General features: G+C 69.5%; 25 protein-coding genes. 11 read left to right on the top strand and 14 right to left on the bottom strand.

The window, feature by feature from the left end; translation table 11 throughout:
* Window positions 1-156: 156 nt before the first annotated feature.
* Window positions 157-1,110 carry a hypothetical protein gene (locus ADL25_RS23605; RefSeq protein ID WP_059129803.1) on the bottom strand — a complete coding sequence of 318 codons (954 nt, stop codon included), beginning with the start codon at window positions 1,108-1,110 and terminating at the stop codon, window positions 157-159.
* Between the two features lie 729 nt (window positions 1,111-1,839).
* On the opposite strand from ADL25_RS23605, the gene ADL25_RS23600 reads away from it, so the two are divergent.
* The 6 genes from ADL25_RS23600 to ADL25_RS23575 are packed head-to-tail and all read left to right on the top strand — an operon-like array spanning window position 1,840 to window position 7,544.
* Window positions 1,840-2,580, top strand: a complete 741-nt coding sequence (locus ADL25_RS23600) for a DUF1684 domain-containing protein (RefSeq protein WP_059129802.1) — start codon at window positions 1,840-1,842, stop codon at window positions 2,578-2,580.
* 45 nt (window positions 2,581-2,625) lie between these two features.
* Window positions 2,626-4,146, top strand: a complete 1,521-nt coding sequence (locus ADL25_RS23595) for an ABC transporter substrate-binding protein (protein ID WP_059129801.1) — start codon at window positions 2,626-2,628, stop codon at window positions 4,144-4,146.
* A complete protein-coding gene (locus tag ADL25_RS23590; protein ID WP_059129800.1) occupies window positions 4,146-5,111 on the top strand; it encodes an ABC transporter permease in 966 nt (321 codons plus the stop codon). The genes ADL25_RS23595 and ADL25_RS23590 overlap by 1 nt, the downstream gene beginning before the upstream one ends.
* Window positions 5,108-5,986, top strand: a complete 879-nt coding sequence (locus tag ADL25_RS23585; RefSeq protein ID WP_234381007.1) for an ABC transporter permease — start codon at window positions 5,108-5,110, stop codon at window positions 5,984-5,986. Before ADL25_RS23590 ends, ADL25_RS23585 begins: the two co-directional genes overlap by 4 nt.
* A complete protein-coding gene (locus tag ADL25_RS23580; RefSeq protein WP_059129799.1) occupies window positions 5,983-6,783 on the top strand; it encodes an ATP-binding cassette domain-containing protein in 801 nt (266 codons plus the stop codon). Before ADL25_RS23585 ends, ADL25_RS23580 begins: the two co-directional genes overlap by 4 nt.
* Window positions 6,780-7,544, top strand: a complete 765-nt coding sequence (locus tag ADL25_RS23575) for an ABC transporter ATP-binding protein (protein WP_059129798.1) — start codon at window positions 6,780-6,782, stop codon at window positions 7,542-7,544. The genes ADL25_RS23580 and ADL25_RS23575 overlap by 4 nt, the downstream gene beginning before the upstream one ends.
* A gap of 150 nt (window positions 7,545-7,694) precedes the next feature.
* On the opposite strand, the gene ADL25_RS23570 is transcribed toward ADL25_RS23575, so the two are convergent.
* The 3 genes from ADL25_RS23570 to ADL25_RS23560 form a co-directional block, all read right to left on the bottom strand.
* Complete coding sequence (locus tag ADL25_RS23570) at window positions 7,695-8,495, bottom strand: L,D-transpeptidase family protein (RefSeq protein ID WP_059129797.1); 801 nt, start codon at window positions 8,493-8,495, stop codon at window positions 7,695-7,697.
* 414 nt (window positions 8,496-8,909) lie between these two features.
* Window positions 8,910-10,139, bottom strand: coding sequence for a CU044_5270 family protein (locus ADL25_RS23565; RefSeq protein WP_059129796.1), 1,230 nt, complete (start codon window positions 10,137-10,139; stop codon window positions 8,910-8,912).
* Entirely contained in the window at window positions 10,136-10,702 is a 567-nt protein-coding gene (locus ADL25_RS23560) for an RNA polymerase sigma factor (protein ID WP_079050541.1), read from the bottom strand. Before ADL25_RS23560 ends, ADL25_RS23565 begins: the two co-directional genes overlap by 4 nt.
* Window positions 10,703-10,991: 289 nt before the next feature.
* Between ADL25_RS23560 and ADL25_RS23555 the strand changes: the two genes are divergently transcribed.
* Window positions 10,992-11,192 carry a hypothetical protein gene (locus tag ADL25_RS23555; RefSeq protein WP_059129795.1) on the top strand — a complete coding sequence of 67 codons (201 nt, stop codon included), beginning with the start codon at window positions 10,992-10,994 and terminating at the stop codon, window positions 11,190-11,192.
* Window positions 11,193-11,602: 410 nt separating this feature from the next.
* Complete coding sequence (locus tag ADL25_RS23550; protein WP_159044981.1) at window positions 11,603-11,920, top strand: hypothetical protein; 318 nt, start codon at window positions 11,603-11,605, stop codon at window positions 11,918-11,920.
* Between the two features lie 245 nt (window positions 11,921-12,165).
* Here the strand turns inward: ADL25_RS23550 and ADL25_RS23545 are convergent, their stop codons facing one another.
* The 4 genes from ADL25_RS23545 to ADL25_RS23530 all read right to left on the bottom strand — a co-directional run bounded on the left by ADL25_RS23545 (window position 12,166) and on the right by ADL25_RS23530 (window position 16,724).
* A complete protein-coding gene (locus tag ADL25_RS23545) occupies window positions 12,166-12,438 on the bottom strand; it encodes a GntR family transcriptional regulator (protein WP_059129793.1) in 273 nt (90 codons plus the stop codon).
* Between the two features lie 1,888 nt (window positions 12,439-14,326).
* On the bottom strand, window positions 14,327-14,764 hold the full coding sequence (locus ADL25_RS23540; protein ID WP_059129792.1) for a RidA family protein: 438 nt from the start codon (window positions 14,762-14,764) through the stop codon (window positions 14,327-14,329).
* The gene (locus tag ADL25_RS23535) at window positions 14,761-15,888 is read right to left on the bottom strand and encodes a mandelate racemase/muconate lactonizing enzyme family protein (RefSeq protein ID WP_059129791.1); all 1,128 of its coding nucleotides are present in this window, start codon (window positions 15,886-15,888) and stop codon (window positions 14,761-14,763) included. The genes ADL25_RS23540 and ADL25_RS23535 overlap by 4 nt, the downstream gene beginning before the upstream one ends.
* A 71-nt stretch (window positions 15,889-15,959) precedes the next feature.
* Window positions 15,960-16,724 carry a creatininase family protein gene (locus tag ADL25_RS23530; RefSeq protein ID WP_059129790.1) on the bottom strand — a complete coding sequence of 255 codons (765 nt, stop codon included), beginning with the start codon at window positions 16,722-16,724 and terminating at the stop codon, window positions 15,960-15,962.
* A gap of 41 nt (window positions 16,725-16,765) precedes the next feature.
* Between ADL25_RS23530 and ADL25_RS23525 the strand changes: the two genes are divergently transcribed.
* Window positions 16,766-17,725: an ROK family protein gene (locus ADL25_RS23525; protein WP_107116683.1), complete on the top strand. Its 960-nt coding sequence runs from the start codon at window positions 16,766-16,768 to the stop codon at window positions 17,723-17,725.
* Window positions 17,726-17,736: 11 nt separating this feature from the next.
* Here ADL25_RS23525 and ADL25_RS23520 read toward each other — a convergent pair whose 3' ends face one another.
* From ADL25_RS23520 to ADL25_RS23500, 5 genes are read right to left on the bottom strand one after another with little or no spacing between them, the layout of a single operon-like run.
* Window positions 17,737-18,606, bottom strand: a complete 870-nt coding sequence (locus tag ADL25_RS23520; RefSeq protein WP_059129788.1) for an ATP-binding cassette domain-containing protein — start codon at window positions 18,604-18,606, stop codon at window positions 17,737-17,739.
* Entirely contained in the window at window positions 18,603-19,448 is an 846-nt protein-coding gene (locus tag ADL25_RS23515; protein WP_079050540.1) for an ATP-binding cassette domain-containing protein, read from the bottom strand. Before ADL25_RS23515 ends, ADL25_RS23520 begins: the two co-directional genes overlap by 4 nt.
* On the bottom strand, window positions 19,445-20,359 hold the full coding sequence (locus ADL25_RS23510; protein WP_059129786.1) for an ABC transporter permease: 915 nt from the start codon (window positions 20,357-20,359) through the stop codon (window positions 19,445-19,447). The genes ADL25_RS23515 and ADL25_RS23510 overlap by 4 nt, the downstream gene beginning before the upstream one ends.
* Entirely contained in the window at window positions 20,356-21,348 is a 993-nt protein-coding gene (locus tag ADL25_RS23505; RefSeq protein ID WP_059129785.1) for an ABC transporter permease, read from the bottom strand. The genes ADL25_RS23510 and ADL25_RS23505 overlap by 4 nt, the downstream gene beginning before the upstream one ends.
* Complete coding sequence (locus tag ADL25_RS23500; protein WP_059129784.1) at window positions 21,345-22,919, bottom strand: ABC transporter substrate-binding protein; 1,575 nt, start codon at window positions 22,917-22,919, stop codon at window positions 21,345-21,347. The genes ADL25_RS23505 and ADL25_RS23500 overlap by 4 nt, the downstream gene beginning before the upstream one ends.
* Window positions 22,920-22,973: 54 nt before the next feature.
* On the opposite strand from ADL25_RS23500, the gene ADL25_RS23495 reads away from it, so the two are divergent.
* Window positions 22,974-23,810 carry an IclR family transcriptional regulator gene (locus ADL25_RS23495; RefSeq protein ID WP_059129783.1) on the top strand — a complete coding sequence of 279 codons (837 nt, stop codon included), beginning with the start codon at window positions 22,974-22,976 and terminating at the stop codon, window positions 23,808-23,810.
* The gene (locus ADL25_RS23490; protein WP_059129782.1) at window positions 23,807-24,847 is read left to right on the top strand and encodes a serine hydrolase domain-containing protein; all 1,041 of its coding nucleotides are present in this window, start codon (window positions 23,807-23,809) and stop codon (window positions 24,845-24,847) included. Before ADL25_RS23495 ends, ADL25_RS23490 begins: the two co-directional genes overlap by 4 nt.
* Window positions 24,848-25,037: 190 nt before the next feature.
* On the opposite strand, the gene ADL25_RS23485 is transcribed toward ADL25_RS23490, so the two are convergent.
* The gene (locus tag ADL25_RS23485; protein WP_059129781.1) at window positions 25,038-25,280 is read right to left on the bottom strand and encodes a DUF5302 domain-containing protein; all 243 of its coding nucleotides are present in this window, start codon (window positions 25,278-25,280) and stop codon (window positions 25,038-25,040) included.
* Between the last annotated feature and the right edge of the window lie 274 nt (window positions 25,281-25,554).

Raw genomic sequence — 25,554 nt, 5'->3', positions numbered from 1 at the left:
CGGTACGTCGACCGTCCGCACGTCCCGCCGTTCGGACCGGGGCTACGGGCGCAACCTCCTGGCCAACGGCTTCGCCGGGCAGAATGTCCTGCGCCGCGGGTCCGTGAGAACGGAACGGTCGCGGCGCAGGACTCAGGTCACCAGGTCACCGAGGAATCACTTGACGTCCACGTAGTCGCCGGCGGCCGAGATGGCCGGGGTGGTCGACGTACCCGCGAAGGAGTAGCGCCAGTAGCCGTCCGTGGTCGCCTTGTAGGTCGTCCTGAGGTTGCCGTGGCCGTCGGTGGTGAGGGTCTTGAGGGTCGTGTAGGTGCTGCTCCCCTTCTTGCGGAACTGCAGCTTGACCTTCTGGCCCGTGTACCCGGCGTACTTGTGGGACTCCCAGTTCGCACGGGTCAGGGAGCCCGTGATGGTGAGCGTCCTGCCCTTCTTGACCGGCTCGGGCGCGGCGTTCACCGTGAGCCTGGACAGGCGCTGGACGGCGGGGGAGCGCTGCCCCGTCAGGCTCGCGGCGCCGATCTTGCTGATGTCGGAGGGCTTGCCGGGGTTCTGACCGTTGTACGCGACGGCCCAGGCCACCGAGTGCCAGCTCGTTCCGGCGTCGGAGTTGGCCAGATCGTACTTCGGGTAGATGTCGACGGTCCCCTTGCAGGTCTCCACCGTGACGACCTTCTCGGACGAGGACATGGAGGAGGTCACGGAGCACGTCGCCGGCCGGTCGCCGTAGAGGTCGGCCGACGGTGCGGCGACGGAGCCGTGGTACAGGTCGAGGCCGACGACGAAGTCCGAAGCGGAGATGTCGACGTTCGTCGCGGTGAGGGTGAAGCTGTAGGGGACGTGCACGATGGCGCTGGTGCCCACGGTCACGGCGGACTTGCCGCCGGCGACCTTCACATTGGAGAAGGTCACCGCCAGCGGGTACGGCGTCTTGGCCGTGGCGGCGGCCGCCGTGAAGGCGGACTTCCCCGTTGCCGGGGTGTTGTGGCCGGCGAGCTGCCAGGGGCGCGTGCCACCCGGGGTACCGGCGGCCTGGGCAGCCGGTATGGCGGCGCCGGTCATTGCGGCGACGCCGCAGACGACGGCGACGGCCGCCGTAGCGCGAATACGCATGCGTTCTCCGTTGGAGAAGCGCCGGGACCCGGACGACCCGCGTTCCGGCGCACAGGGAATGCCGACCGGGAGGGTCGGCGTGTGACATGGGCTCAGACCGCGCCGGTGTAACGATGGTTGTACGCCCGGCGAATTTTTTGTGCACCTTTTCGCGAGAGCTCGCGCGGCTGGTTGCCAAGGGTCTTTTGATGCCCTGACCCGGTGGTTCGCCGAGCGGAGACCGGAGACGGCGGCACGATCCGTACCGTCGCGGGCACATACGCCTCCCGGCCTCGACGAGGCACCTGCGCCCACTCCTGGGCCGGAGCCGATCGCCTGCACGGAGGGCGGTGCAACGGCTCCGCCTCCGGCATCGAAGCCGGCGATGCGCTGCTCGAACCGTGGTGGGTGGGGATCGCGGATCCGCGCGGTGACAGGGACGGGCCCGGCCGGGTGATCGGTCGCGTGGCGGATGTCACGCGACATGAGGCAGTCGTCCAGGCGGGTCGAGGCCGCCCAGGGGCCGGTCGTCGGCCGGATGCGGGAGCGGCGTGCCCCCGGGTGCCCGGCGCGGGGGCCGTCCCTGTCCGCGTTCGGTCCTCTCCCTGCGGAAGGCCGTCCAAAAACCGTCTCACGATGTGTACACCCGTTTGACATTAGATTCGCTTATAGAAGATAAAGAACATGCTTTGGCCACTCTTTCGCGCTGCGTGACGTTCGCGGCGTGAGGCCGCCGATCCCTCCAAGCGAATGAGTCCGACCGTGTCCCACCTCACCAGCGACGGCCCCGTCGGCGGCTCCGTCGGCCAGTGGCACGCATGGCGTGCCGAGCGCCATCGCTCGCTCACGTCGCCGACCGGGAATCTCGCCCTGGTCGAGACCCGCTGGCTCCCCGCCGGTGAACGTCCCGACGTGGAGGAGGCCCGCGGCGGCCAACCGAACACTGTGACGGTCACCACACTTCAGCGGACCGACCTCGTCACCGGCGAGCCCGAGCACGGCCTGCGTCTGTGGGACGCCGAGTCCCCCGCCATCCACCACTTCGACCGGGTCGACGCATTCCCGCACGCCCCGGCCTGGGTGATCGAGGCGACCTACACCCCCGTGCCCGGTGCTCGCCGGGTCGCCTTCGAGCACCTGCGGGACAACGGCGGCACCCGGGAACTCGTCGTCCCCGGCGACATCACCCTCGCCGTCGACGGCCGCGACTACACCCTCAGCGCCTTCGACGACGACGGCACCCTCCTGCTCGTCTTCGGTGATCCCACCAACGGCGTCAGCACCTACGGGGCCGGCCGCTTCCTCTTCGTGCAGCGCACGCAGGACGAGCACCGCGTCCTGCTCGATTTCAACCGTGCCTTCGTGCCGCCCTGCGGTTTCTCCGATCAGTACAACTGTCCGATGCCGCCGCGGCAGAACCGCTTCCACCTGCCCATCGAGGCCGGCGAGAGGCTTCCCGTCTTCCGCGACGGCTTCCCCGCGCAGCACTGACCGTCGACCACCTCCCCGCACCGCAGCACGAAAGCGCCCTTCACCATGAGCCTGAAGAAGACCTCCCTGTACGGCACCGCGACCGCGGCCACCCTCGTCCTGACCGTGACCGCCTGCGGTGGCTCCGGCGCGGGCGGCAGCGCCGGGTCCGGCGCCTACGACAAGAACGCCACCGTCAGCATCGGCTCGCTGTACGAGCCGCAGAACCTCGACAACACCGCCGGTGGCGGCCAGGGCGTGACCGAGGCACTCAACGGCAACGTCTACGAGGGGCTGTTCAAGCTCACCGACGACGGCAAGGTGGAGAAGCTGCTCGCCAAGGACTACAAGGTCAGCGGCGACGGTCTCACCTACACCTTCACCCTGCGCGACGGCGTGAAGTTCCACAGCGGCAAGGAGCTCACCAGCCAGGACGTCAAGTACAGCTTGCAGAAGGTCATCGCGGACGACTCCCAGTCGGCACGCAAGAGCAACCTCGAGGTCATCAAGGACATCGCCACCCCTGACTCGCGGACCGTGAAGGTCACGCTGTCGCAGAAGTCGATCTCCTTCGTCTACAACCTCTCCTACGTCTGGATCATCGACTCCCAGGCCAGGAACCTGAAGACGACCGAGGACGGCACCGGCCCCTACAAGCTGGACAAGTGGACCCGTGGTTCCGCGCTCAGCCTGGACCGGTTCGCCGGCTACTGGGGCGACGCCGCAAAGAACAAAGAGGTCGTCTTCCACTACTACAAGGACGCGACAGCCCTCAACAACGCGCTGCTGACCAACGCCGTCGACGTGGTCACCAGCGAGCAGTCACCGGATGCCCTGGACCAGTTCAAGAGCAACCAGAACTACAAGGTCAATGACGGCAACTCCACCACCAAGCTGCTGCTGGCCTTCAATGACAAGGCCAAGCCCTTCACGGACGTCAAGGTGCGCCAGGCCGTGTCCGCCGCCATCGACGACAAGAAGCTGCTGGAATCGGTCTGGGGCGGCTACGGCAAGCTCATCGGCTCGATGGTGCCGCCCACCGACCCGTGGTACGAGGACCTCACCAAGGTCAACGCCTACGACCCGGCGCGTGCCAAGCAGTTGCTCGCCGAGGCCGGCTACGCCAAGGGCTTCGCCTTCACGCTGGACACCCCGAACTACGACCCGCACCCCACCGCCGCCACCTTCATCAAGTCCCAGCTGGCCAAGGTCGGCATCACCGTCACGATCAACACGATCACGCCCGACGAGTGGTACACGAAGGTCTACAAGAACCACGACTTCAGCGCCACGCTTCAGGAGCACGTCAACGATCGCGACCTCGTCTGGTACGGGAACCCCGACTTCTACTGGGGCTACGACAACAAGCAGGTCACCCAGTGGGTGCAGCAGGCCGAGGAGGCGTCCAGCACGGCCGAGCAGACCGCGCTGCTGAAGAAGGTCAACGAGAAGACCGCCGAGGACGCGGCCAGTGACTGGCTGTACCTGTACCCGCAGATCGTGGTCGCGAGCAGCAAGCTGTCGGGCTACCCCCTCAACGGCCTCAACTCCCAGTTCTACGCCTACGACATCGAGAAGAAGGGCTGATGGCGCGTTACCTTCTGCGCCGCCTCGTCTTCCTGGTGGTGTCGCTGGCACTCGCCAGCGTGGTGCTGTTCGTGTTGCTGCGCATGCTGCCCGGCGACCCGGCCAACGCCCTCACGGCGGTGGGCGCGAGCCCCGAACAGATCGCCGCGGCACGGCACGCCATCGGTTCCGACAAGCCGCTGCCCGAGCAGTTCACCCACTGGCTCGGGCAGCTGGCGAGCGGCGACCTCGGCACCTCCTTCGTCAGCTCGCTGCCGGTCGGGCCCGAGGTCGCCTCCCGGCTGAACGTCACCGTCCCGCTCACCCTCGCCGCCTTCGTCCTCGCCGTCCTCGTAGCCGTTCCCGCCGGATTCGTCGCCGCCCACAAGCGCCACACCTGGTACGGCGCCCTGCTCAGCGCTGTGTCGCAGCTGGGCATCGCCGTCCCGGTGTTCTGGCTCGGCATGATCCTCATCGCCGTGTTCGCGCTGAACGCGGGCTGGCTTCCGGCGGGCGGATTCCCGCAGGACGGCTGGTCCGAGCCCGGGGACGCGATCCGCTCCCTCGTTCTGCCGGTCGTCACCATCGCCCTGGTGATGAGCGCGTCCCTGATCCGCTACGTCCGCTCGGCGACCCTCGACGTTCTGGACAGCGACTACCTGCGCACCGCCCGCGCCCTGGGGTCGTCGTTCGGACGCGCGATGTGGCGGCACGGTCTGCGCAACGCCTCCGTGCCGGTGATCTCCGTCCTCGGTATCGAGCTCGCCTCGACCCTGCTCGGCGCGGTCGTGGTGGAGTCGGTGTACGCCCTGCCGGGCCTCGGTTCGATGCTCGCCACCGGCATCGCCCAGCACGACTACCCGGTCATCCAGGGCGTCCTGTTCGTCTCCACCCTCGGTGTGCTGCTCATCGGCTTCGCGGCGGACCTGCTCCAGCGGATCATCGACCCGCGGCTGCGCGGACGGCTCTCGGGAGGTGCTCGGTGATTCCGGCCGACACACTCGAAGCGGCGCGGCCCGAGGGAGCGCCCCAGGGCGGGCGCCGTGCCCGCGTCTCCGCCACGCTGGTCGTCGGCTCCGTCCTCGCCGGCCTCATCGCGCTGCTCGCCGTGGTCTCCCTGTTCTGGCTGCCCTACCCCGCCGACGACACCTCAGGCGGACGGCTGGCGGGACCGGGCGGGGGACATCTGCTGGGTACAGACAAACTCGGCCGTGACCTGTTCACCCAGGTGATGACCGGCTCTCGGATCGCGGTCGAGGCGGGCCTGGGGTCCGTGCTCATAGCCGCCACCATCGGGATCGCGCTCGGCGTGCTCGCCGCGTTCGCGCAGGGCTGGTTCGACGACACGCTCTCCGCGTTCCTCGACATCCTGATCGCGTTCCCGACGCTGCTGCTCGCGATGCTCATCGTCGCCGCGCGTTCGGCGACCCTGGGATCCGCCGTCCTCGCCATCGGTCTGGCGCAGAGCGCCGTCGTCGCCCGGCTGGCACGCATTCTGGTCAAGCGCGTCCTGACGCAGGACTACATCACCGCCGCACGCATCTCCGGCACGTCCTGGCCGCGTATCGTGCTCGGACACGTCCTGCCCAACATCTGGCCCACCCTGGTGGTCAACCTGGCCCTGCAGTTCGGGCTCGCCGTGCTGGCCGAGGCAGGCCTGTCGTACCTGGGGCTGGGCGCCCCACCGCCCAACGCCTCATGGGGTCGCATGCTCCAGGAGGCCCAGGCCACCTTCACGACTGCCCCCGCCGGCGCTCTCGCCCCCGGCGTTCTGCTCGTCCTGCTCGTGGTCGGCGTCAATCTCGTCGCCGACGGTCTGCGGGAAACCCTCGATCCGGCGACCGGTCGGAGGCGCTCATGACCTTCCTGGACGTACGTGGGCTGACCGTCCGGACCGCCGAGGGCAGAGTGCTGGTCGACGACCTCTCCTTCTCCGTGGCCGGCGGTGAACGGCTCGGCCTCATCGGCGAGTCAGGGTCCGGCAAGTCGCTCACCACGCTGGCGGTCCTCGGCCTGCTGCCCAGCGGCATGACCGCCACCGGCAGTGTCGAACTCGCCGGCACCCAGATCGTCGGCGCGACCGAAAGGGCGCTCACTTCGGTGCGCGGCCGGGACGCCGCCGTCGTGTTCCAGGAGCCTCTCACCGCGCTCGACCCGTTGATGCGCGTGGGCCGGCAGATCGCCGAGCCTCTCGCAAGACGCAGAGGCCTCAGGGGCGCCGCGCTGCGCGACGCCGTCGGCGACATGCTGGCACAGGTGCGCCTGCCGGAACCCGAACGTGTCTCCCGCGCCTTTCCGCATGAGATCTCGGGCGGACAGAGGCAGCGCGTCGCCCTGGCGATGGCCTTGGCCTGCGACCCGGGACTTCTGATCGCGGACGAGCCGACAACCGCGCTGGACGTGTCGGTGCAGGCGGAGATGCTGGATCTCCTCGATTCCCTTGTCCGGGAACGGGGAATGGCGGTGATCTTCGTCAGTCACGACCTGGCCGTCGTGGCCCGGGTGACCGACCGGGCGCTGGTGATGAAGGACGGCCGGGCCGTCGAGACCGGAACCGTCCACGACCTCGTCCGCTCTCCGCGCGCGGAGTACACCAAATCGCTCGTGGCCGGCGCACGGAGGCTGGAGGCCGCTCTGGATCTGAGGAGCCCGCGGTGACACCCGTACTGGAACTGAGAGACGTGGCGCTGCGCCACCGGGGGAGCGCGGTCGACGCGGTGCAGGACATCTCGCTGGCCGTCGAAGCGGGGCACAGCCTCGCCCTCGTCGGCGAGTCGGGGGCGGGCAAGACGACGCTCCTGCGCCTGCTGCTCGGGCTGGCCCGGCCCACCGCCGGCACCGTCCGCTTCGACGGTGCCGAGCTGTCCCTGCGCGACCGGGAGCAGATGCGCCGGTTCCGGCGCAGCGTGCAGTGTGTGTTCCAGGACCCGTACTCCTCGCTCGACCCGCGTCGTCGTGTGGGTGCCGTCGTGGCGGAGCCGTTGCGCTCCCTCGGTATCGACACACGGTCCTCCGCCGTGCCGAAGGTGGCGGCGGCCCTGGACCGGGTCGGCCTTCCGGCCGACGCGATGGACCGCTACCCCCACGAGTTCTCCGGAGGCCAGCGTCAGCGGATCGCCATCGCCCGCGCCACGGTGTGCCATCCGCGGGTGCTGCTGGCCGATGAGCCCGTCAGCGCACTCGACGTCACCACCCGGGTCAAGGTCGTCGACCTGCTCGCGGAACTCAAGCAGGAACAAGGGCTGACGCTCGTGATGGTCTCCCACGACCTGTCGGTCGTGGCGTCCCTGTGCGAGCGGACCGCCGTACTGGAGCACGGCCACGTCGTGGAGCAGGGCGACACCGCCCAGGTGCTGGGCCACCCGGCGCACCCCTACACCCGCCGCCTGATCGACAGCGTGCCGCGACTGCCCGCCTGAGGCTCCCCTCGCAAAGCGGCCGTTCGGCGCCCGAAGCCGCCGAGGGCCGCGCGAGCAGAGTGCGTGTGAGACGGTCGGAGGGCCTGGATCAGGGACGTACCCCCGCTGATCGGTGCGCCCTCGGTGAGAGCGGTGCTGACGGCGGAACGGTCATCGAGCCAGAGAGGCGGCGTCGCCCATGACGACGACGGGGTGGTCGGCGGGGTCGAGGGTTTGCAGCAGCTGTTTCATGTGCGGCTCGGAGAGGCTGACGCAGGCGTGCGTGGGGCCGCCGTGGTCGACGTGGATCCAGATGCCCCCGCCGCGGTTCTCGCCCAGCGGCTTAGTGCCGTCCATCGGTGATGTGCCGGGCTGCCGGTTGTAGTTGATGGCGATCACGTAGTCGAAGGAGCCGGTGAGTGGTTCGCCCTCGATACCGGGTCCGCTGACGGAGAAGGCGCCGGAGTGGTGGTACGGCAATCTGGTGCCGGGGTCGGCCAGCAGCCCGCCGGCGTCGGTCAGGCCGAACACCCCTATGGGACTGTGCAGATCGCCCGCGTAGTGCTCGTCGGTCCAGCCCCGGTAGCCGTTGTGCGCGGCCCATACCGCCCCGGGACGCCAGCCGCCGTCGACGCGCTGGTAGAGCACGACCTTGGAGGACGCCGAGTTCCGCGCGGCTCCTGTGACCAGGACGACCTGGCGGGTGCCGGCCGGGATGTGCGACCGGGTTCTGGGACCCAACCCCGGGATCCTGGTGGGGATTTCGGGCCGAGGGGAAGGTGTCGTCCGTGGTGTGGCGGGGGCGGTGGCAGACCCCACGGCAGCGGGAGCAACGGCGTCCTGGACGACCGGGGTCGTCCCCGGGCCCGGGGTGTGGTCCCCCTCGGGGATGTGCTGGGAGGCGGCGACGATTCCCAGCGAGGAGACGATGACTGCCGCAGCTGCGGATACATAGGGCCTGTGGAGGCGCATCGGTGCGGGCTTTCTGAAGAGGACGGGAACGTGAGGGGCAGCCCTTGGGCGGAGGCGCTGTCGACGACCCGGACGAGGTCACCCGTTGCGGAGGGCCGCGGCCGGGGACGCCGATCGCCGCCGGGAGAACTGCCGTGTCGACTCGGCGGTGGAAGTGACGGGTCGTCAAGTGACTCTTGCTTGGGGGGCCGTGGCGCGTGATGTCCGGCAGCCCAGGAGTCCGCAGGCGCCGGTGAGCCGGTCACGTACGGCAGTGCCGAGTCCGGGGTGGCGCCGGCGCAGGAAACAGCTCTTCCGGGCTGTGTTCAAAAAAGTGGGACGGGGTGCGGGGCCGGACTCACCGGCCTCCCGGGGCGGGTCTGGAAGAAGCCCGCCCCGGGACCAGCCGTCACCCGGCGAAGCCGGGCTCTTGACTCAGCTGCGAGCGTTCTTCGGCACCGTGATCTGGTGCTCGCCCCAGCTCATCCGGGTGGTCGCCTCGTAGTTCACCGTCGTGCCCGCGTCGAGACCCGCCTCCTTGGCCCTGGCCGAGGCCTTGACCAGGACGACCTGATCGCTGAGCATCGCACCGGTGGACGGGTCCACGACCAGCCGCTCCCGGGTCGTCCCGAGCGGTGTCGGGTACGCGACGGGAAACTCGACACCGACACCCTCGCGACCCAGGGGATCGCTGACACGCCCGATCACCCGGACTCCGGGCAGATCCGCCATCACCCGGTACGCGGCCGCCCGGACGCCCGGCTTCACGGGCATCGTGACGAGGTCGGCCGCCTGGCGCAGCATCCAGGCACTGCGGCCCGACGTACCGGACTCGGCGCCGTTGTCCGCCGCGTACGCCCGCTCCAGGTAGCGGCGCAACTCCCCGCTGGTGGAGGGCAGCGCGCGCAGATCCTTGTAGGAGACGTTGCGCGGGCCGACGGCGTAGATCTTGTCGTTGATGTTCGTCTTCATGACCATCGGCCGCCCAGTGCCCATCGGGTAGCCGATCACGCCTGTCCCGGCCTTCTTCGCGACCTCGACCCGCACCGTGCCGGGCGAGCCCGCCGCGCGCCAGCGGGCCTTGTCCGCCGCGGTCCTGGGCTCGGTCAGGGAGTCCAGTCCGGAGACCATGAGGCTCCCTGTTCCGGGGCGTACGCCCACCGACCACTCGGAGGCGGAGGTACTGCGCACGGCGAAGAGGTGTCCCTTCTCACCGGCGACGTCGACGTTCTCCGAGCGTGTGGTCGTCTGCCAGTAGGTTCCCTGGTCGGGCGAGTTCTCGGCCTGCTCGGCCGCGCTGAGCAGTTCGAGGTGGCCGTCGACATGGACGTCCTCACCGGCGCCCGGCCGTTCCGTTGCGGCGGAGGACCGCGGTTGTGCGGCCGGCCGATCGGCCGGCTCCCGCCAGTCGAGCGTGGTCACGGCCACCGCGGACGCCGCCACGGCCGCGAGGGCCACCGCTCCCAGCGGCCGGAACCCACTTCTGCGGCGAGGGGCCAGGAAGCGTGTCACCCTGCCGTCCGGCGCTTCGTCGACGATGCGTGCGAGGTCCTCCCGCTGCCTTGCCGGGTCCACCAGCAGGGACGGATCCAGTGCGTCGGGCCGTGCGTCCGCGAGCACCTTCATGACGTCGGGCCGCCCGGGCCGCTTGCGGGTGTTCTTCACGCGGGTGCTCCTTCGTGACGGGTGGTGTGCGGGGCCTCTACGGGAGATGTGGAAGCCGTCCTGGACGCCGATGCCGTTTCCAGGGCCTTCTCCAACCGGCGCCGGGCCCGGTACAACCGGACGGTCAGTGTCGCGGTGGTGCAGCCCAGGACCTGCGCGGCCTCCCTGGCGCTCAGACCGTGCCAGGCGATCAGCGTCAGCAGTTCCCGGTCGGCCTCCGGCAGGCTCGCGAGCGCATGCAGCGCGTTGTGCCGGTCGGTGACCTCCGCCGCGATGTCACCGACGTCGGTCCGGGCGCCGCTGCTGATGCGCTGCGCTTCCTCGGCCGCGAGGAGGTACTGGTGGGCGTCCCGGCGGCGCAGTTCGCGCACCAGGTTGCGGGCCACACCCAGGAGCCACGGCAGTGGCGGCCGGGGAATGCTGCCCACCCGTTGCCAGGCGACGGTGAACGTCTCGCTGGTGATGTCCTCGCCCATCTGCCGCCCGACCAGGCTGGTGGCGTAGGCGAGGACACGCGGATAGCACTCCTCGTAGACGTCCCGGAAGCGTTGGGCATGTGTCACGCGCCGTCCCCTCATTTCGGCTCTCTCACCAAGCAATGAGCGCAGCGGCCCGGTTCTTACATCCCGGACCGGAAAATCCCGCGGATGTGGCGCGCATCACTCACGGGAGCCGGCCACCGTTTCCCGCGCGACGACACTCGGGGCGTTCCCGGACCGGGGCCCTCCCGACGGCCGCACCCGCTCCGAGCCGCGGGTCGGACGACAAAACGAGCGCCGCACCGCCAACTTCGACTACTTCATCCGGCACGACTTCACCGCCGTCATCCATGACACCCTTGACGTCGGCGCCGTGAAGGACGTCTCCACCCGCATCATCCCCGCGGCCGGACGCACCACCCCTCAGGACGTCTTTGACCGTCGATGCGCGGACGCCCTGTCCACCTTGGTGGGCCGGGAGACGGCCGAGTTCCCCGGCGGCCACAACGGCAATACCAGCCACCCGCGGGCCTATGCGACCCGGCTTCGGCAGGTCCTCGCCGACGCGGGGTGACATCTCCGTACCCCCGGGAGCTCTGCGGAGCCCTCGAAGGCGTGTGGGACGGCGCCCGGGCAATTGGCTTCGAGGAGGCAGAGGACGATGACTCCGAGTGCTATCGTCCCGGTCGCCACCGCTGTTGCTGACATCACGCTCGATGACAGAGTATTGATCGTTCACGACGCCAATGCTCCGGCGCGCGCGGCTCACCTGCGGCGTGCCGGGGCGACCAGAAGCACTCCGTCGCTCGGAAGGATGCCGGATTCACCATGATCGCGGCGTACGACGCGCCTCCAACCGCTCACGGGCTTGTGCTGGTTGCCGTGATGGCCGGCGGATGGCCGGCTGTGATCTCCCTGTGCGTCTACTTGGTGGCATCGGTGCCGCGGCTTCGACGGCGCGCAGCCCGCGAACGGTGGCGGGACGTGGCCATCGTGTTTGCCACTGCCGCCCTCGCCCTCTACGTATGGGGATGCTCGCGCATCTACTTCCTGTACGGGCACGAAGGCGGAGTGGACTGCTTCACCTTGGACGACCTGAGGCGAGGTACCAAGCTCGACGGCGTCTCCGGGAGCTTCACTCCGCTCCAGCTCACCTGCCACATGTCGGACGGCCACAGCCTCGACATCATCGTCCCCGGCTATCTCAATCCGACCATCGCCGTCCTGTTGCTGCTCGGCTTGGTCTGCGTCCTCAGGTGGATGCTTCTGCGACGTACCGTGCAGCGGAAGGTCGGCAGTTAGCGTGAGGTGCCGGGCTGCCCGCAGCGGGGTCTCATGCCCGAAACTCGCCGCCCCGGCCCCTTGAGCCTCCGCGGCGCCCAGCGATGCCTCAAGCGCACCGTCTGTCGGCAGATCTTCAAGATCCTCGAACGAAGCCCAGCAGGACGCGAAAGAGCTCCACGAGCGGCTCAACACGACATGGCAGGCTGTGGGACGTGGAGCTCCGCCGGGCCGCGGGTCGGTGGACACCGGGTCCCTGTCGCCTCCTACTGTGTGGCCTCTGTGCTCGACTTATCCGTCACGTAGGTGCCGCGCTGGGGCACCGTGAAGACCTCTCCGGACTCCGCCAGGACAGCGATGGCCCGCCGTACCGTACTCCGGGCAAGACCGTATTGCTGCACCAGCTGAGTTTCAGAAGCGATCGCGCGTCCTGGAGCCCAGTCGCCGCGTCGGATACGCGCACGCAAGATCTCGGCAAGCTGCCGGTACGGCGTGAGCGGGGCACCGTGATCAATCTCAGCATCCGGATCAATGGCCATAGCTTGAAGCTATGCGTCCCTCCTCGTGGTCACACTTTGAGATACGTCTAGATACGTAGCGATACAAGGCGATACTATGCGTGAAGAGAGGGTCCCTACAGGCGCCGCCAAGGGCTCCACGCGAGCGTTCGATGTTGAGAAGGGGTGAAGACGATGCCGGCTGTACTGGCGTTGGCCCTGAGGCGGCACCACCTACTGGCGGTGACTCGATGAGCCGTTTACGCCGCCTTCCGTTCAACGGCCCGGAAGGTAAGCCCGCGTACATCCCTTCCAACAACCCTGACGGTCCGCTCTCACGGTTCGCGGAGACCATCGAAGCGCAACAGCTGGAGGTGGCAGCAACGGTGCTCGGCTTGGTGCGCCCCATGCTGGGGGTGACTCTGACCATCGATGAGGCCATGTTCATGCTCCGGCGTACGGCGGAATGTCTCCGCGACGTACTAGGTGTGGCGGAATCCCGTGGTCAGCGACTGTGCCTGCCCGATCAACCGCCTTCGGGCAGTGCTGCTGAAGCATCGCGCCGAGTGCCGAAGCATCCAGCCATTGATCAAGTGTCAGGTTACGACAGGTGCGCTGACGCCCAGGAACACAACGGGCCGTAGGACAGCCCGGATTCCGGCGCAGACAGCGCTGGGCGAGGCGGCTTGTCCATGGTCGCGCGGTCGGCCCGGAATGCCGACTGCGGCGGTCGACTGCGCCCACCCCGGCGCATCCACACTGCGCATTACGTCTTCTGATTCACGCATCTGGCTGTGCAAGCGCTCCCACCAGCTGGCTGCGCAAGGCCCTGGACCGTTAGGCGTCCCTGATGCGTGCCGCCGGCGCGGTGCTGCGCAGCCGACTGCGCGGTACCAGGCAGGCGGGGGCACGAGTGCTTGGGCTCATGAGTCCGACCACGGCGGCGGGCGGGCGGTGTGCGCAAGTATGCGCGCACAGCGGCAGCAGTGGACAGTGCCCACTCCGCGCGCGCCCGGCGCCGGGCGCGGAACCTGATTGCGCACGACGTCCGGGCCGCGCAGTGCAGGCAGATGTTCGCTTGCCTGCCAGCGCAATCGGATGCGCAGAGCACCTTGTGCAGGCCCCCGACACATTGCGCAGCCGTCTTCCAGCGAACGACCCCTCACTGCGCAGTTGCTTGTGGAGCGGGCTCAGTCCGCTTGGTCGGGCCCGACCAAGGCCCGACCATGGAAGTCCACTGCGTGTAGCGGGACGTCAGCGATGGCCGACGATCCGGCGGGAAGCGGCGTGTGAGGGCCACCACAGCACGAGGGCCTTGGTAAGAGGCGTGGCAGCGACCGGTTCGCTCCGATTCCCCGACACCTCGATTCGGATTGTGCGTATTCCTGTCTGGCCTGTGTTGCCGGAACCGTCGGATGCGCATCTGCGCGTCCATGGACGTAGCACATCGCGGTTCCCGTTGGAGCGGTTTGGGTTCTATGACGGCATCTCACGCGTTGCAGAGGCGCAGTAGCTGTTGCACCAACTCCTGACCCCGGCGACCGGCAGGCCGCAGAGTGTTGCAGGCCAGAGAGCGAATGGGCTGTGGTCGGAGGGCTGACATCCCCTTTGCTGGCGCTGCTCCCTGGCCCGAATGACGAATGAAGGCAGGATTCGGTGGGCACGGTGCGCGGCGCATCGGGGACCGGGCCGGGCACTCGGTTGCGCGTCGGCCGGGCCTCCGCGCCGCGTGACGCGTGATTCTCACGGGCATGTCATCCCGCACGGCCCGATGGCAGTACCCCACGATGTGTGACCAGCGGCCCACGCACGCGGCTGGACTCCCACCCCCCGGTCATGGTGAGCATCGCGGCATCGGCCGGCGACGCCCCGGTGCCGGGCAGGACAACGTGGCGCGTCGCACTGCCCGGCACCTCCGCGAGCAGATGAGTCAGTCGGTTGCGGCCCGCTCATGGACCACGGCCACTACGTCGATCTCGACAAGGATGTTCATCAGGTCGGAGCCGACCGTGGTCCGCACCGGGCAGGGCTCGGTGAAGAACGCGCCGTAGGCCCGGTCGAACTCGGCGAAGTCCCGCTTCAGATGCTCCAAGTGCGCCGTCACCTTGACCACGTCCCGCAGTGTCAGACCGCGCTCGGCGAGTACGGAGGAGATGTTGCGCAGCACCTGCGCGGTCTGTTCCGCGACGCCTTCCGGAATCTCGCCGGTCCGCGGGTCCTGTGGGCCGAACCCGGCCGTGTACAGGAACCCGCCCGCCACCACGCCCTGGGAGTAGGCCCCTGCCGGGCGGGGGGCGTTGTCCGTGCGTACGGCCTCCCTTCCCGCATGTCCCCCAGGTCCGGTCTCCTGCTCCGTGGCTCCACTCATCCCGTCAGGTCGCCTTCCCGCTCGTTGACCGCGGCATAGTGACGGAGTTTGTCCTCGTCCACGCTCACACCCAGACCGGGTCCCGTCGGCACATGCAGTCGCCCGTTCTCGAGGTGCAGCGGTTCGATGATGTCGTCCGCGTGCAGGTAGTACATGCTGTCGATCGCACGTGAGAGCACCGGGGTGCTGGAGACGACGGCGAGATGCGCTGCCGTCGCTATGCCGAGTTCGCCACCGCTGTGCAGGTTCATACCGAGGCCGAAGGTCTCGCAGTGCGCGGCGAGTGCCTTCGTGGCCGCGATGCCGCCCCACTTGTAGACGTCACCGTGGATCACGTCCACCGCGTTCAGCCGCATGGCCGGTGCGAAGTCCTCGAAGCGGACGACACACATGTTGGTGCACAGCGGGATGCGTACCTTCGCCTTCACCTGGCTCATGCCCTCGATGCCGACGCACGGGTCCTCCAGGTACTCGAGATCCAGCTCCTCCAGGGCGATCCCGGCGCGTATCGAATCGGGGACGGACCAGGCGGCGTTCGGATCGACCCGCAGATTCACGTCGGGCAGCGCTTCGCGCAGCGCACGCAGGATGGCGACGTCCCCGGCCGCGTCCTTCGTACCCTTGAGCTTGACGGCCTCGAAGCCGCCCTCGGTGACGACGCGCCGGGCGTGCTCTGCCAGTGCCGCGGGCAGCGCCGACGCCGTCGAACCGGGCGCGTCGGCCCGGGTGACGAGCGCGGTGATCGGTACCTCGTCGCGAACGGCACCCCCCAACAGATCGGTGACCGACTGCTGGGTGGCCTTGCCCATCGCATCCCAGCAGGCGACGTCGATCGCCGCGATCGCGGCGTAGCCGAGGTAGCCGTAGAAGAAGGGCACCATGTGCTGCTTGCGGTGGAAGCCTTCCAGCGCGAACGGACTGGTGCCGATCAGGTCCGCGGCCATCGACCGGACGATCGCTGCCACCGGCCTGCCCCACATCGTCTCGCCCCAGCCCTCGACGCCCTCGTCGGTGCGGATGCGCACGACGGTACGGGTTTCTCCTGTCTTGGTCTCGAACGAACTGGTGAAGGGGTTGACCAGTGGGAGGTTCACGACCCACACATCGACGTCGGTGACCTTCATTTCTCTCCTTGCATCATGGGGACGGCCGGCTCGTGACGCGGTGGCGTCCCGGGGTGCGGTTGTCGCCGGGTTCACTGCGTCGCCGCGTCGAAGGCTGCAATCGCCCGGGCCAGCCCTCGTGCCCGGTCGTCCAGCAGTTGACCGCCCGACGCGGCGTCGGCGGTGGAGGGGTCGTCCGTCGAGCCGCCGACCCGGGCCCACTCCCCGCGGCGTTCCACGGTGAGGCCCGGGTAGGGCGGATTGTCGAACAGGGGTGGCGGTTCCACGGGCGTGCGTGCGGCCACGGGTGTGCGCACCAGGTCCGGGCGGGCCGCCAGCATCAGTGATGTCTCGAACCATCCGGCGTGCCCCGGGGTGACATCGGGCCGGCCCACCTCGTGCCCGGCCGAGGTGAGCGTCCAGTAGGAGCAGGCGGCGACGGTGGCCTCGGAGCGGAGGGCGAACCGTTTCACCGCCAGGCGCATGATCTCGTCGTTGCCGCCGTGCCCGTTCACGATCAGTACGCGGCGGTGTCCGCTGGTCACGAGCGAGTCCAGAATGTCGTCCAGGACGGCGCTCAAGGTGGCGGCGGAGAGGGAGACGGCCGCGGCGAACAGATGGTGGGGGCTGTGCCCGAAGGGCAGGGCGGGCAGCAGCACCACGTCCGGACGGTGTGCCTCCTGGGCGAGCAGGTCCAGGGCCCGGTCGACGACCTCCTCGACCAGCAGCGTGTCGGTACCCATGGGAAGGTGCGCGGCGTGCTGTTCCTGCGACCCGATGGGCAGCAGGGCGATGCCGTCCTCACCGGACCGGCGTACCTCGCGCCAGGTCAGTTCGCTCAGTTTCGATTGGCTCACGGTGCTACCTCTGTGAAACGGGACCGTGGCAGAGTCGGCGCATGGTCCACAAACGTTCTCCGTTGCGACTGGTCCCCGAGGCCGTGGCGCAACCGACCGCCCCCGCCGCCTTGCAGCGGCTGGGTGCCGTCGAGCTGGTACCCGGTCGGGTCAGGGCGGCCGTGCTGTCCATGGCGGGTCGGATCCTGGAACGCATCGAGACCTCGTACGACGCCGCCTCCGCGACGCCGGCCGACATCGACATGGCACTGACCGAAACCGCCGTGATCTTCGCCGCACACGAGCTGACCGGGATCGGGGTGGCGGCCGCCGGGCTCGTGGACCCGCTCACGGGCCTGATCCTGGAGGTGAACGACGTACCCGGTCTGCACGGATACCCGGTGACGGAGCGGCTGGGCGAGCTGACCGGCGCGAGCGTGCGGGTGGAGCACCGGGCACGGCTCCAGGTGCTCGGGGACCGATGGTTCGGCGCGGGGTGCGGGCGGCGCACCTTCGCCTCCGTCTCGACGGGTGAGGTCCTCGGGGTGGGGGTCCTCTACGACGGCGAGGTGCTGGCGCCACCCGGCGGCCGCAGCGGCGCCCATATGACCGTGTCGGCCAGCGGTGAGCGGTGCACCTGCGGAAACCGCGGTTGCTGGAAGACCGTCGCGACCACGGGTTGGCTGCGGGCCCGGGCACGCACGGCGGGTCTCGGGGCCGGGGCGTCGCTCGCGTCGCTGGTGAGCCGCGGGGACGAGCCGGCGGGACGGATCGTGGAGGAGTACGCGCAGAACCTCGCCCTGGGCCTGGTGAACGTACAGCAACTCTTCGCGCCCGGCCTCTTCATCCTGCACGGTGAGGCACGCGAGGGCGGTGAGGGCTTTCGTACGGTGGTCGAGCAGCGGCTGCGTGACGCCGTCGCCTTCGCGGGCGCCGAACAGCCGCGTGTGCTGGTGAGCGAGGCCGCCGTGGACGACGTGGCGCTGCTCGGTGGCGCGGGGCTCGTGCTCTCCTACCTGTAGTGGGTGGGTGGTCATCGGCTCTCTCCGCTGGTGCGGGGCGCCCGTTCCGCGGCGCGGCGGCCTCTGCGCGGGTCAAGGACCGGCACCGCGTCCAGCAGTTGCCGCGTGTAGGGGTGCTGAGGGGTGTGGAACACCTGCTCCGCCTCGCCCACCTCGACCAGGCGGCCACGGCGCATCACCGCGACCCGGTCGGCCACCTGCCGTACGACGGCGAGGTTGTGCGAGACGAAGACATAGGTCAGACCCAGCCGCGTTTGGAGTTCTGCCAACAGCTCCAGGACGGTGGCCTGCACGGACACGTCCAGCGCGCTGGTGGGCTCGTCGAGCACCAGGAGGCGGGGCTGGAGCGCGAGTGCGCGCGCGATCGAGACGCGCTGGCGCTGACCTCCCGAGAACTCGTGCGGGTAGCGGTCCTGGATGCCAGCGTTCAGCCCGACGGCCTCCAGCAGCTCTCCGACCCGCTCCCTCGCACGGGCCCTGCCGCGCCGCCCGCGTACCGCCGGGTCATGGGTGATCAGCGGCTCGGCGACGATGTCGGTGATACGCATGCGCGGGTTCATGCTGGAGTACGGATCCTGGAGTACGACCTGCATCTGGCGGCGTACGGCGCGCAGTTCGGTCGCCGAGACGGTGGCGAGGTCCCGCCCGTCGAAGCGCACGCTTCCCGCCGTGGGTTCGAGGAGCCTGAGCAGCAGCCGGGTCAGGGTGGTCTTTCCGCAGCCGGACTCGCCGACCAGGGCCAGGGTTTCGCCCTCCCGGACCTCGAGTGACACGTCGTCGACGGCCACGTTCACGTTCCTGCCGCCGAACTCCTTGCGCAGTCCATCGAGTTCGAGCAGCGGCCGGTCGGCAGCCGCCGGTGTTCGGGTCTCGGGGCTCATGCCGCCTCCAATCGCGGGGTGACGGCCAGCAGCCTGCGGGTGTAGTCGTCGGCCGGGCGGTCGAACACATCCAGGACGTCGCCGCTCTCGACGACCTCGCCCTTGTTCATGACCGCGACGCGGTCGGCGGTCTCCGCCACCACCGCGAGGTCGTGGGTGATCAGCACGACTGCCATGTCGTGCTTGTGCTGGAGGGTGACGAGGAGATCGAGGATCTGGCGCTGCACGGTGACGTCCAGGGCGGTGGTCGGCTCGTCGGCGATCAGTACACGCGGCCGGCCCACCAGCGCCGTCGCGATCATCACGCGCTGGCGCAGGCCGCCGGAGAGTTCATGCGGGTACTGGCGGTAGCGCTGGGCCGGATCGGGGATGCCGACCTCGTCCAGCGCGTCCAGCGCGGCCTCCCTGGCCTCGGCGCGGGACATGCCGGTGTGGTGCCTGAGGACCTCCGCCACCTGGGCGCCGACGTGCTGGAGGGGGTCGAGACTCGTCATCGGGTCCTGGAAGACCATGGCGATGTCGCGCCCTCTGATCCTGCCGAGCTCCTTCTCGGACAGCTTGAGCAGATCGTGTCCGTCGAAGAGGATCTCGCCGCCCGTGTAGACGCAGGGAGGTGTCGGGTTCAGGCCCAGCACGGAGAGTGCGGTGGCGCTCTTGCCGCTGCCCGACTCGCCCACCACGGCGAGCGTTTCGCCGGCGTGGACGGTGAGGGAGACGTCCTGGACGGCGTGCACGACGGAGGTCGCGAGCCTGAAGTCCACACTGAGGTGCTTGATCTGCAGCAGCGGCTCGGCGTCCACCGGGCGGTGGGACTGGTCGCGTGTCTGTCGGTCCATGGTCATCGGCGGTAGGCCTTCGGGTCCGCGACGTCCCGCAGGGCGTCGCCGGTGATGTTGATGGCGAGGGAGGTGAGCATCAGCGCGATGCCGGGGAAGACGGCGACCCACCAGGAGGTACCCAGGTAGAGCTGGCCGTCGGCGAGCATGGAGCCCCAGGTGACCGTCTCCTTGGGCACGCCGAGGCCCAGGTAGCTCAGCGACGCCTCGGTGACGACGGCCGCGGCGACGTGCAGGGTCGCGATGGTGGCGAGCGGGGCCATCACATTGGGCAGCAGGTGGCGGCGCATGATGGTGGCGTCGGTGACGCCGATCGCCCGGGCCTCGGTGATGAAGTCGCGCGAGCGCAACGACATCACCTCGGATCGCACCACGCGGGCGTAGGAGACCCAGCCGGTGAAGCCGAGGACGAGGATCACGTACCACAGGCCGGAGCCGAGGAAACCGACGATGGCCAGGGCCAGGAGCAGTGCGGGGAAGGCGAGTTGGATGTCGGCGAGCCGCATGAGGACCCGGTCGGCCCAGCCGCCGAAGTAGCCGGAGACCAGCCCCACGACGGTGCCGATGGCGCCGGCGAGCAGGGCGGCGCCGGCACCGACGAGCAGCGAGACACGGGCGCCGTAGATGACGCGGGAGAGCATGTCGCGGCCGAGCTGGTCGGTGCCGAGCGGGTGGGCCCCGCTGCCGCCGTCCTGCCAGGCGGGTGGCCGCAGCCGCAGCAGCAGATCCTGTGCGTTCGGGTCGTAGGGTGCGATGAGGGGGGCGAACAGGGCGGCCGCCAGCAGGAGTACGAGTACGGCGAGCGCCAGTACGGCGAGCTTGTTGCGCAGCAGTGCCCGCAGTACGACGGACCCGGAGCCGACGGTGGGTGTCCCCGCGGGGACGTGGTCGGCCGCAGCCGGTGCTGTGACGGTCATCGTGACGTCCTCACCCTCGGGTCGAGGAAGCTGTAGGAGAGGTCGACGAGCAGGTTCACCACGACGAAGGTGGCGGCGAAGAACAGAACGGTGGCCTGGACGAGGGGGAAGTCGCGATTGGAGATCGCCTCGATGGTCAGCTGTCCGACTCCCGGCCAGGAGAAGACGCGCTCGGTGAGGATCGCGCCGCCGAGCAGGCTGCCCACTTCGAGGCCGACGACGGTCACCACCGGCAGGGAGGCGTTGCGCAGTCCGTGGGTGAGCACCACCTTCAGCGGGCCGAAGCCCTTGGCGCGGGCGCTGCGGATGTGGTCGGAGGACAGGACGTCGATCAACGAGGAGCGCAGCAGACGCGCGACGACGGCGACGGAGTAGACGGCGAGTGTGACGGCCGGGAGGACCAGATGGGCGAAGGTCCCGTACCCGGAGGCGGGCAGCGCGTGCAGTCCGACGGCGAAGACCAGGACGAGCAGGATGCCGACCCAGAACGGCGGTGTGGACTGGCCGAGCAGGACCCCGGTCATCACGGCGTGGTCGGAGCCTCGCCCACGCCGCATCGCGGCGAAGATGCCCGCAGGGATCGCGATGACGAGGGTCACGACCAGTGCGGCGGCGGCGAGTTCGATCGTGGCGGGCAGCCGGTCGGCCAGGATCCGGCTGACGGGCTGGTTGTAGACCAGGGAATTGCCGAAGTCGAGGCGGGGCAGCCCCCCGATGAAGTCGACGTACTGCGTGAACAGCGGGCGGTCGAGGCCGAGGGAGGAGCGGAGCGCACTCTCCTGTGCGGCTGTGGCGTCCGGCGGCAGCAGGAGCTTGACGGGATCGCCGGAGAGCCGCACCAGGAAGAAGGCCACGGTCGCCGTGCACAGCAGGACGAACACGGCGGTGCCGAGGCGCTTCAGGAGGAACCACAGCAGTCGTGTCGCGTGGTGGTCATGCCGTCGGCCGGCCGTCGGGGTGGGCGGCTGCTCGAGGGTGATGTCGCTCATCGGGAGACCTCCGCGCTCTCCATGGCGAGGACGCCGGCGGATCCCGGCTTCCAGCGGGGCCGGTCGTTGCGAGCGAAGATGTTGTCCATCTGGTAGAGGAAGACGAAGGGCGCTTCCTCGCGCATCAGGCGTTGCAGGTCGGAGAAGGCCTTTTTGCGTTCCGCGGGATCCTGGGAGAGCTCTTCGACATCGATGAGGCGGTCCGCCTCCTTCGAGTGCCAGCGGCTCTGCCGTCGGTCGTGGCGCACGTTCGACTGGACGATGCTCTCGCCGTCCAGCGTCCAGACGGTGCTGGCCGCCAGATAGATGGGACCCAGTGCTCCCCGGTTGTCGGAGGTGAGCCGCGCGGCGTACGTCCCGGGGTCGAGGAGGTCGACCCGCGCGTGCACGCCCGCCCGGGCGAGCAGTCCCGAAAGGGCCTCCGCGACGTTGGAGTCGACGTTGGACGCGGTGAGCGTCGTGGAGAAGCCGTGCGGGTAACCGGCGTCGGCGAGCAACGCGCGCGCGGTGCTCACGGAGCGGGTGAACGGCTTGACCGAGGGGTCGAAGCCGAAGGCGCCGCGCGGGACGAGGGCGGGCGTCTCGGTGGCCTTGCCGTCGAGCACCGCCTTGATCAGCAGGGGGACGTCGACGGCGTGGTTGAGTGCCTGGCGCACACGGCGGTCCTGGAGCGGGCCCTTTTCCAGGGTGTTCAAGGAGAGATAGGAGGTGCGGATCCCCGTGAAGCCGTCCAGGGTGACACCGGAGTAGCCGTCGAGCTGCTGAGCGGCGTCCGGGGTGAGTCCGGCGACGAGATCGACGCCGCCGCTCTGGAGCGCGGCCAGTGAGGACGAGGCGTTGGGTGCCGGCGTGAAGACCAGGCCGTCGATGCTCGGGCGGCCCTCCCAGTGGTCGGCATGGGCCCGCATGCGCAGCTCGTGGTCCCGCTGCCAGCTGACGAAGGTGAAGGGACCGGTGCCGATGGGATGTTCGGCGAATCCGGCGTCGCCCACCTCGGACAGATAGCGGGGCGGCACGACCACTCCACCGAACAGCGACAGCTTGGCGGGCAGGATCGGGTCGTGAACCGTGGTGTGGAGGTCCACGGTGAGCCGGTCGATGACGCTGACGTCCTTGACGTAGCGGAGTTCGACGATCGGCGACTTCGTCGCGGGGTCGAGCAGTCTCTTGATGCTGAACGCGACGGCCTGCGCCTCGCACGGCTCACCGTTGTGGAAGGTCACCCCGGGCCGGATCCTGAACCGCCAGGTGTGCGCGTCCGTGGCCGACCAGGACAGGGCGAGCCTCGGGTGCAGCTGGTTGTCCCGGCCGCGGGTGGTGAGCGTGTCGAACATGTTGATGAGGACGTTCATCGACACCATGTCGCCCTGCTTCTGCGGGTCCAGCGTCTTGGGGTCCCCCGGCTGGGAGACCCGCAGGACGTTCCCGGCGCGGGCTGCCGCGGGGGTGCCGCAGCCGCTCAGAGACGTCGCTGCACCGAGAGCCCCGATCAGCAGACCACCCGCCCGCAGGACGTCGCGTCGGGGCAGATGGCCGCGGTCCACGATGCGCCTCTGACGTATTCGTTCCATTGAACAACACATCCGTTCCGTCAGATGGAATGCGGTTGCGCTAAACTAAGCGACATGGCGAAGGCGGTCAACAGTCGATCGGTCGAACCCGAACCGGTGAAGGGTCCTGTCGACAAGGCGATGGAGGTGCTCGAAGCACTCGTCGAGCCCGGTGGTCCCCACCGGCTGGGCGAGATCGCACGGCGCACCGGGCTCACCAAACCGACGGTCCACCGGCTGCTGCGGACGATGGCGGACCACGGTTTCGCCGAACCCGCGGAAGGGGGCAGTTACCGCTCGGGTCCCCGGCTGCTGGGTCTTGCCGCAGCCGCCCTCAATGACGGCCGCGCCCTCGAACTCGCCCGGCCCGTCCTCGCCGACCTGCGCCGGCGCACCGGACATGTGGCGCTGTATGCCGTACGGCACGCGTCCGAGGCGGTGTACCTGGAGCAGTCGGAGCCGGCACGTGAGTACCGGATGAGCGCCCGGCCCGGCCGCCGTACGCCGCTGTACGCCTGCGGCGTGGGGCTCGCCATGCTCTCCGTGCTCTCCGACCATGAAGCCGATGCCGTTCTGCGCTCAGCACCGCTCGAAGCCCGGACCCCGCACACACTCACCGATCCCGCCGCGCTTCATGAACTCCTCGTGGACGCGGCCTTGAACGGCTACGCCGTCGAGGACGAGTACGACGAGCCGGACGTGCGGTCGGTGGCGGCACCCGTCCTCAACGGGGACGGCCGGGTCGTGGGCGCGATCGGCATCTCGGGCCTGACCTTCACCATGGCCCCGGACAGCGTGGAGGTGTTCGGGCCGATGGTGCGTGCCGCCGCCCGCACGGTCTCCTCCGGTCTCGGTGCGCGCACACCGATTCTGGGCGTGGTGGACACGACCTCGCGGGGAGAGCGGGAATGAGCGCACTGGCCGAACTGCTCGCCACCGGACGCGAGCGGCATGTCTACTCGGGTGCGGCCTGGTCCGTCGGTGGCGCGGAGGGGCCGCTGGACCGGGGCTGGACCGGCACCCGCAGCTGGGGCGGGCAGGCGCTGGACGGCGGTGAGCTGTGGGATCTCGCCTCGGTGACAAAACCGATCGTCGGCCTCGCGGTCATGGCGCTCGTCGAGCGCGGCACCCTGACGCTCGACGACACCGTGGGCGCGCATCTGCCGGGATATCGCGACGGCGACAAAGCGGATCTGACGGTACGTGAACTACTGACCCACACCTCGGGCATCCCCGGGCAGGTACCGCTCTACCGCGACCATCCCACTCGCGCCTCGCTGCTCGAGGCCGTACGCCTGCTGCCCTTGACGGCGGAGCCGGGCACCCGCGTCCAGTACTCCTCGCAGGGCTTCATCATCCTCGGCTCGATCGCGGAGGCCGTGACCGGACAACCACTGGATGTGCTGGTGGAACACCTGGTGACCGCGCCGCTCGGCATGAAGCACACGGTCTTTCGCCCCGACGCCGCGCGTCGCGCGCGGGCAGTGGCCACGGAGGACTGCCCTTGGCGTGGCCGCCTTGTCGTCGGGGAGGTCCACGACGAGAACGCGGTCGTGCTCGGTGGCGTCGGCGGTCACGCGGGCCTTTTCGCACCGCTCCAGGACATGGAACTGCTCGGCGCCGCACTCGCCGCCGGCGGCCGGGGACTGCTGCGCCCTGAGACGTACGCCCTGATGACCGCCGCCCATACGAACGGCCTGGCGCTGCGGCGCGCGCTCGCGTGGCAGGGCCAGGATCCGATCGGGTCGCCCGTCGGCACCGCATTCGGCCCGGACTCGTACGGCCACACGGGATTCACCGGTACCAGCCTCTGGGTCGACCCCGCGACGCGGCGCTATGCCGTGCTCCTGACCAACCGTGTGCACCCGACCCGGGACGGTGACGGAATCACCGCCGTACGGCGTGCGTTCCACACCGCCGCCGCGCAGCTGCCCTCTCGGGCCGACTGAAAGCCACGACCATCACGAGGCGACGGCCGGGGTACCGCGCGGGATCGGGAAGAGCCGGTCCATCGGGCACGGGCGGCCGGGTAGCCGACCGGGACCGCGGCTGCCAGGGTGTACCTCCCCGCTGACGCGGAGAGGTACCGAAGGAGACGGTTGCCTCCGTCACCCGGCAGGGTCCCGGACAGGTGTGAGGTCAGCCCCCGCTCTTTCGCCGGAACGAGCGCTGGCTCGCGGCCGGGCCGTGCGCGCCGCGGACCTTCGACGCGTTGGTGTTCGCTGCGAGAGCCGCGGCCTTGGCCTGCATGCCGCGCTTACGCGCCAGGGCCTCGCGGAACTTGTCCTTCAGTTCGTCCTGGCCGTGCCCTTCGGCATCCGGCTCGGGGCTTTCGGTGTCAGCCGGCTCCGAACCTTCCTGACGTGGAGACTCTGCAGTCATGGTGACCTCCTGGGTTCGGGCAGATGGTAAGCACAGCTTGTCATGCCGTTCGGCGCGTGGGTGCCGGTGTCCGGCGTCGGCGCCGCGGCTGACGGGGGCTTTCCTGCTCGTCGAGTCCGCGACGCCCCACTGAGCGGGTGTCGGCCGAGCTCGGACCGCCGGAGTGACGATGCCGGACGCCGTCACCCGGCCGAGGGCGTGTCGGGGTTCGTGCCGGGGCCGGGGCCGTCGGTCGTTTCTCCTGCGCACCGAAGATGCGGTACTCGTTGGTACT

Origin of the sequence: Streptomyces sp. NRRL F-5122 (assembly GCF_001507435.1) — a bacterium.
Classification (GTDB): domain Bacteria; phylum Actinomycetota; class Actinomycetes; order Streptomycetales; family Streptomycetaceae; genus Streptomyces; species Streptomyces lannensis.
The sequence above is the reverse complement of the archived record's forward strand: the minus strand, read 5'-3'. Positions and strand labels throughout refer to the sequence as shown.

Bases quoted from the DNA above. Each gene is read 5' to 3' on its own strand.
- ADL25_RS23605 (WP_059129803.1), bottom strand. From the start codon at position 1,110: ATGCGTATTCGCGCTACGGCGGCCGTCGCCGTCGTCTGCGGCGTCGCC.
- ADL25_RS23600 (WP_059129802.1), top strand. From the start codon at position 1,840: ATGAGTCCGACCGTGTCCCACCTCACCAGCGACGGCCCCGTCGGCGGC.
- ADL25_RS23595 (WP_059129801.1), top strand. From the start codon at position 2,626: ATGAGCCTGAAGAAGACCTCCCTGTACGGCACCGCGACCGCGGCCACC.
- ADL25_RS23590 (WP_059129800.1), top strand. From the start codon at position 4,146: ATGGCGCGTTACCTTCTGCGCCGCCTCGTCTTCCTGGTGGTGTCGCTG.
- ADL25_RS23580 (WP_059129799.1), top strand. From the start codon at position 5,983: ATGACCTTCCTGGACGTACGTGGGCTGACCGTCCGGACCGCCGAGGGC.
- ADL25_RS23570 (WP_059129797.1), bottom strand. From the start codon at position 8,495: ATGCGCCTCCACAGGCCCTATGTATCCGCAGCTGCGGCAGTCATCGTC.
- ADL25_RS23545 (WP_059129793.1), bottom strand. From the start codon at position 12,438: ATGGCCATTGATCCGGATGCTGAGATTGATCACGGTGCCCCGCTCACG.
- ADL25_RS23540 (WP_059129792.1), bottom strand. From the start codon at position 14,764: ATGAGTGGAGCCACGGAGCAGGAGACCGGACCTGGGGGACATGCGGGA.
- ADL25_RS23535 (WP_059129791.1), bottom strand. From the start codon at position 15,888: ATGAAGGTCACCGACGTCGATGTGTGGGTCGTGAACCTCCCACTGGTC.
- ADL25_RS23525 (WP_107116683.1), top strand. From the start codon at position 16,766: ATGGTCCACAAACGTTCTCCGTTGCGACTGGTCCCCGAGGCCGTGGCG.
- ADL25_RS23520 (WP_059129788.1), bottom strand. From the start codon at position 18,606: ATGAGCCCCGAGACCCGAACACCGGCGGCTGCCGACCGGCCGCTGCTC.
- ADL25_RS23515 (WP_079050540.1), bottom strand. From the start codon at position 19,448: ATGACCATGGACCGACAGACACGCGACCAGTCCCACCGCCCGGTGGAC.
- ADL25_RS23510 (WP_059129786.1), bottom strand. From the start codon at position 20,359: ATGACCGTCACAGCACCGGCTGCGGCCGACCACGTCCCCGCGGGGACA.
- ADL25_RS23505 (WP_059129785.1), bottom strand. From the start codon at position 21,348: ATGAGCGACATCACCCTCGAGCAGCCGCCCACCCCGACGGCCGGCCGA.
- ADL25_RS23500 (WP_059129784.1), bottom strand. From the start codon at position 22,919: ATGGAACGAATACGTCAGAGGCGCATCGTGGACCGCGGCCATCTGCCC.
- ADL25_RS23495 (WP_059129783.1), top strand. From the start codon at position 22,974: ATGGCGAAGGCGGTCAACAGTCGATCGGTCGAACCCGAACCGGTGAAG.
- ADL25_RS23490 (WP_059129782.1), top strand. From the start codon at position 23,807: ATGAGCGCACTGGCCGAACTGCTCGCCACCGGACGCGAGCGGCATGTC.
- ADL25_RS23485 (WP_059129781.1), bottom strand. From the start codon at position 25,280: ATGACTGCAGAGTCTCCACGTCAGGAAGGTTCGGAGCCGGCTGACACC.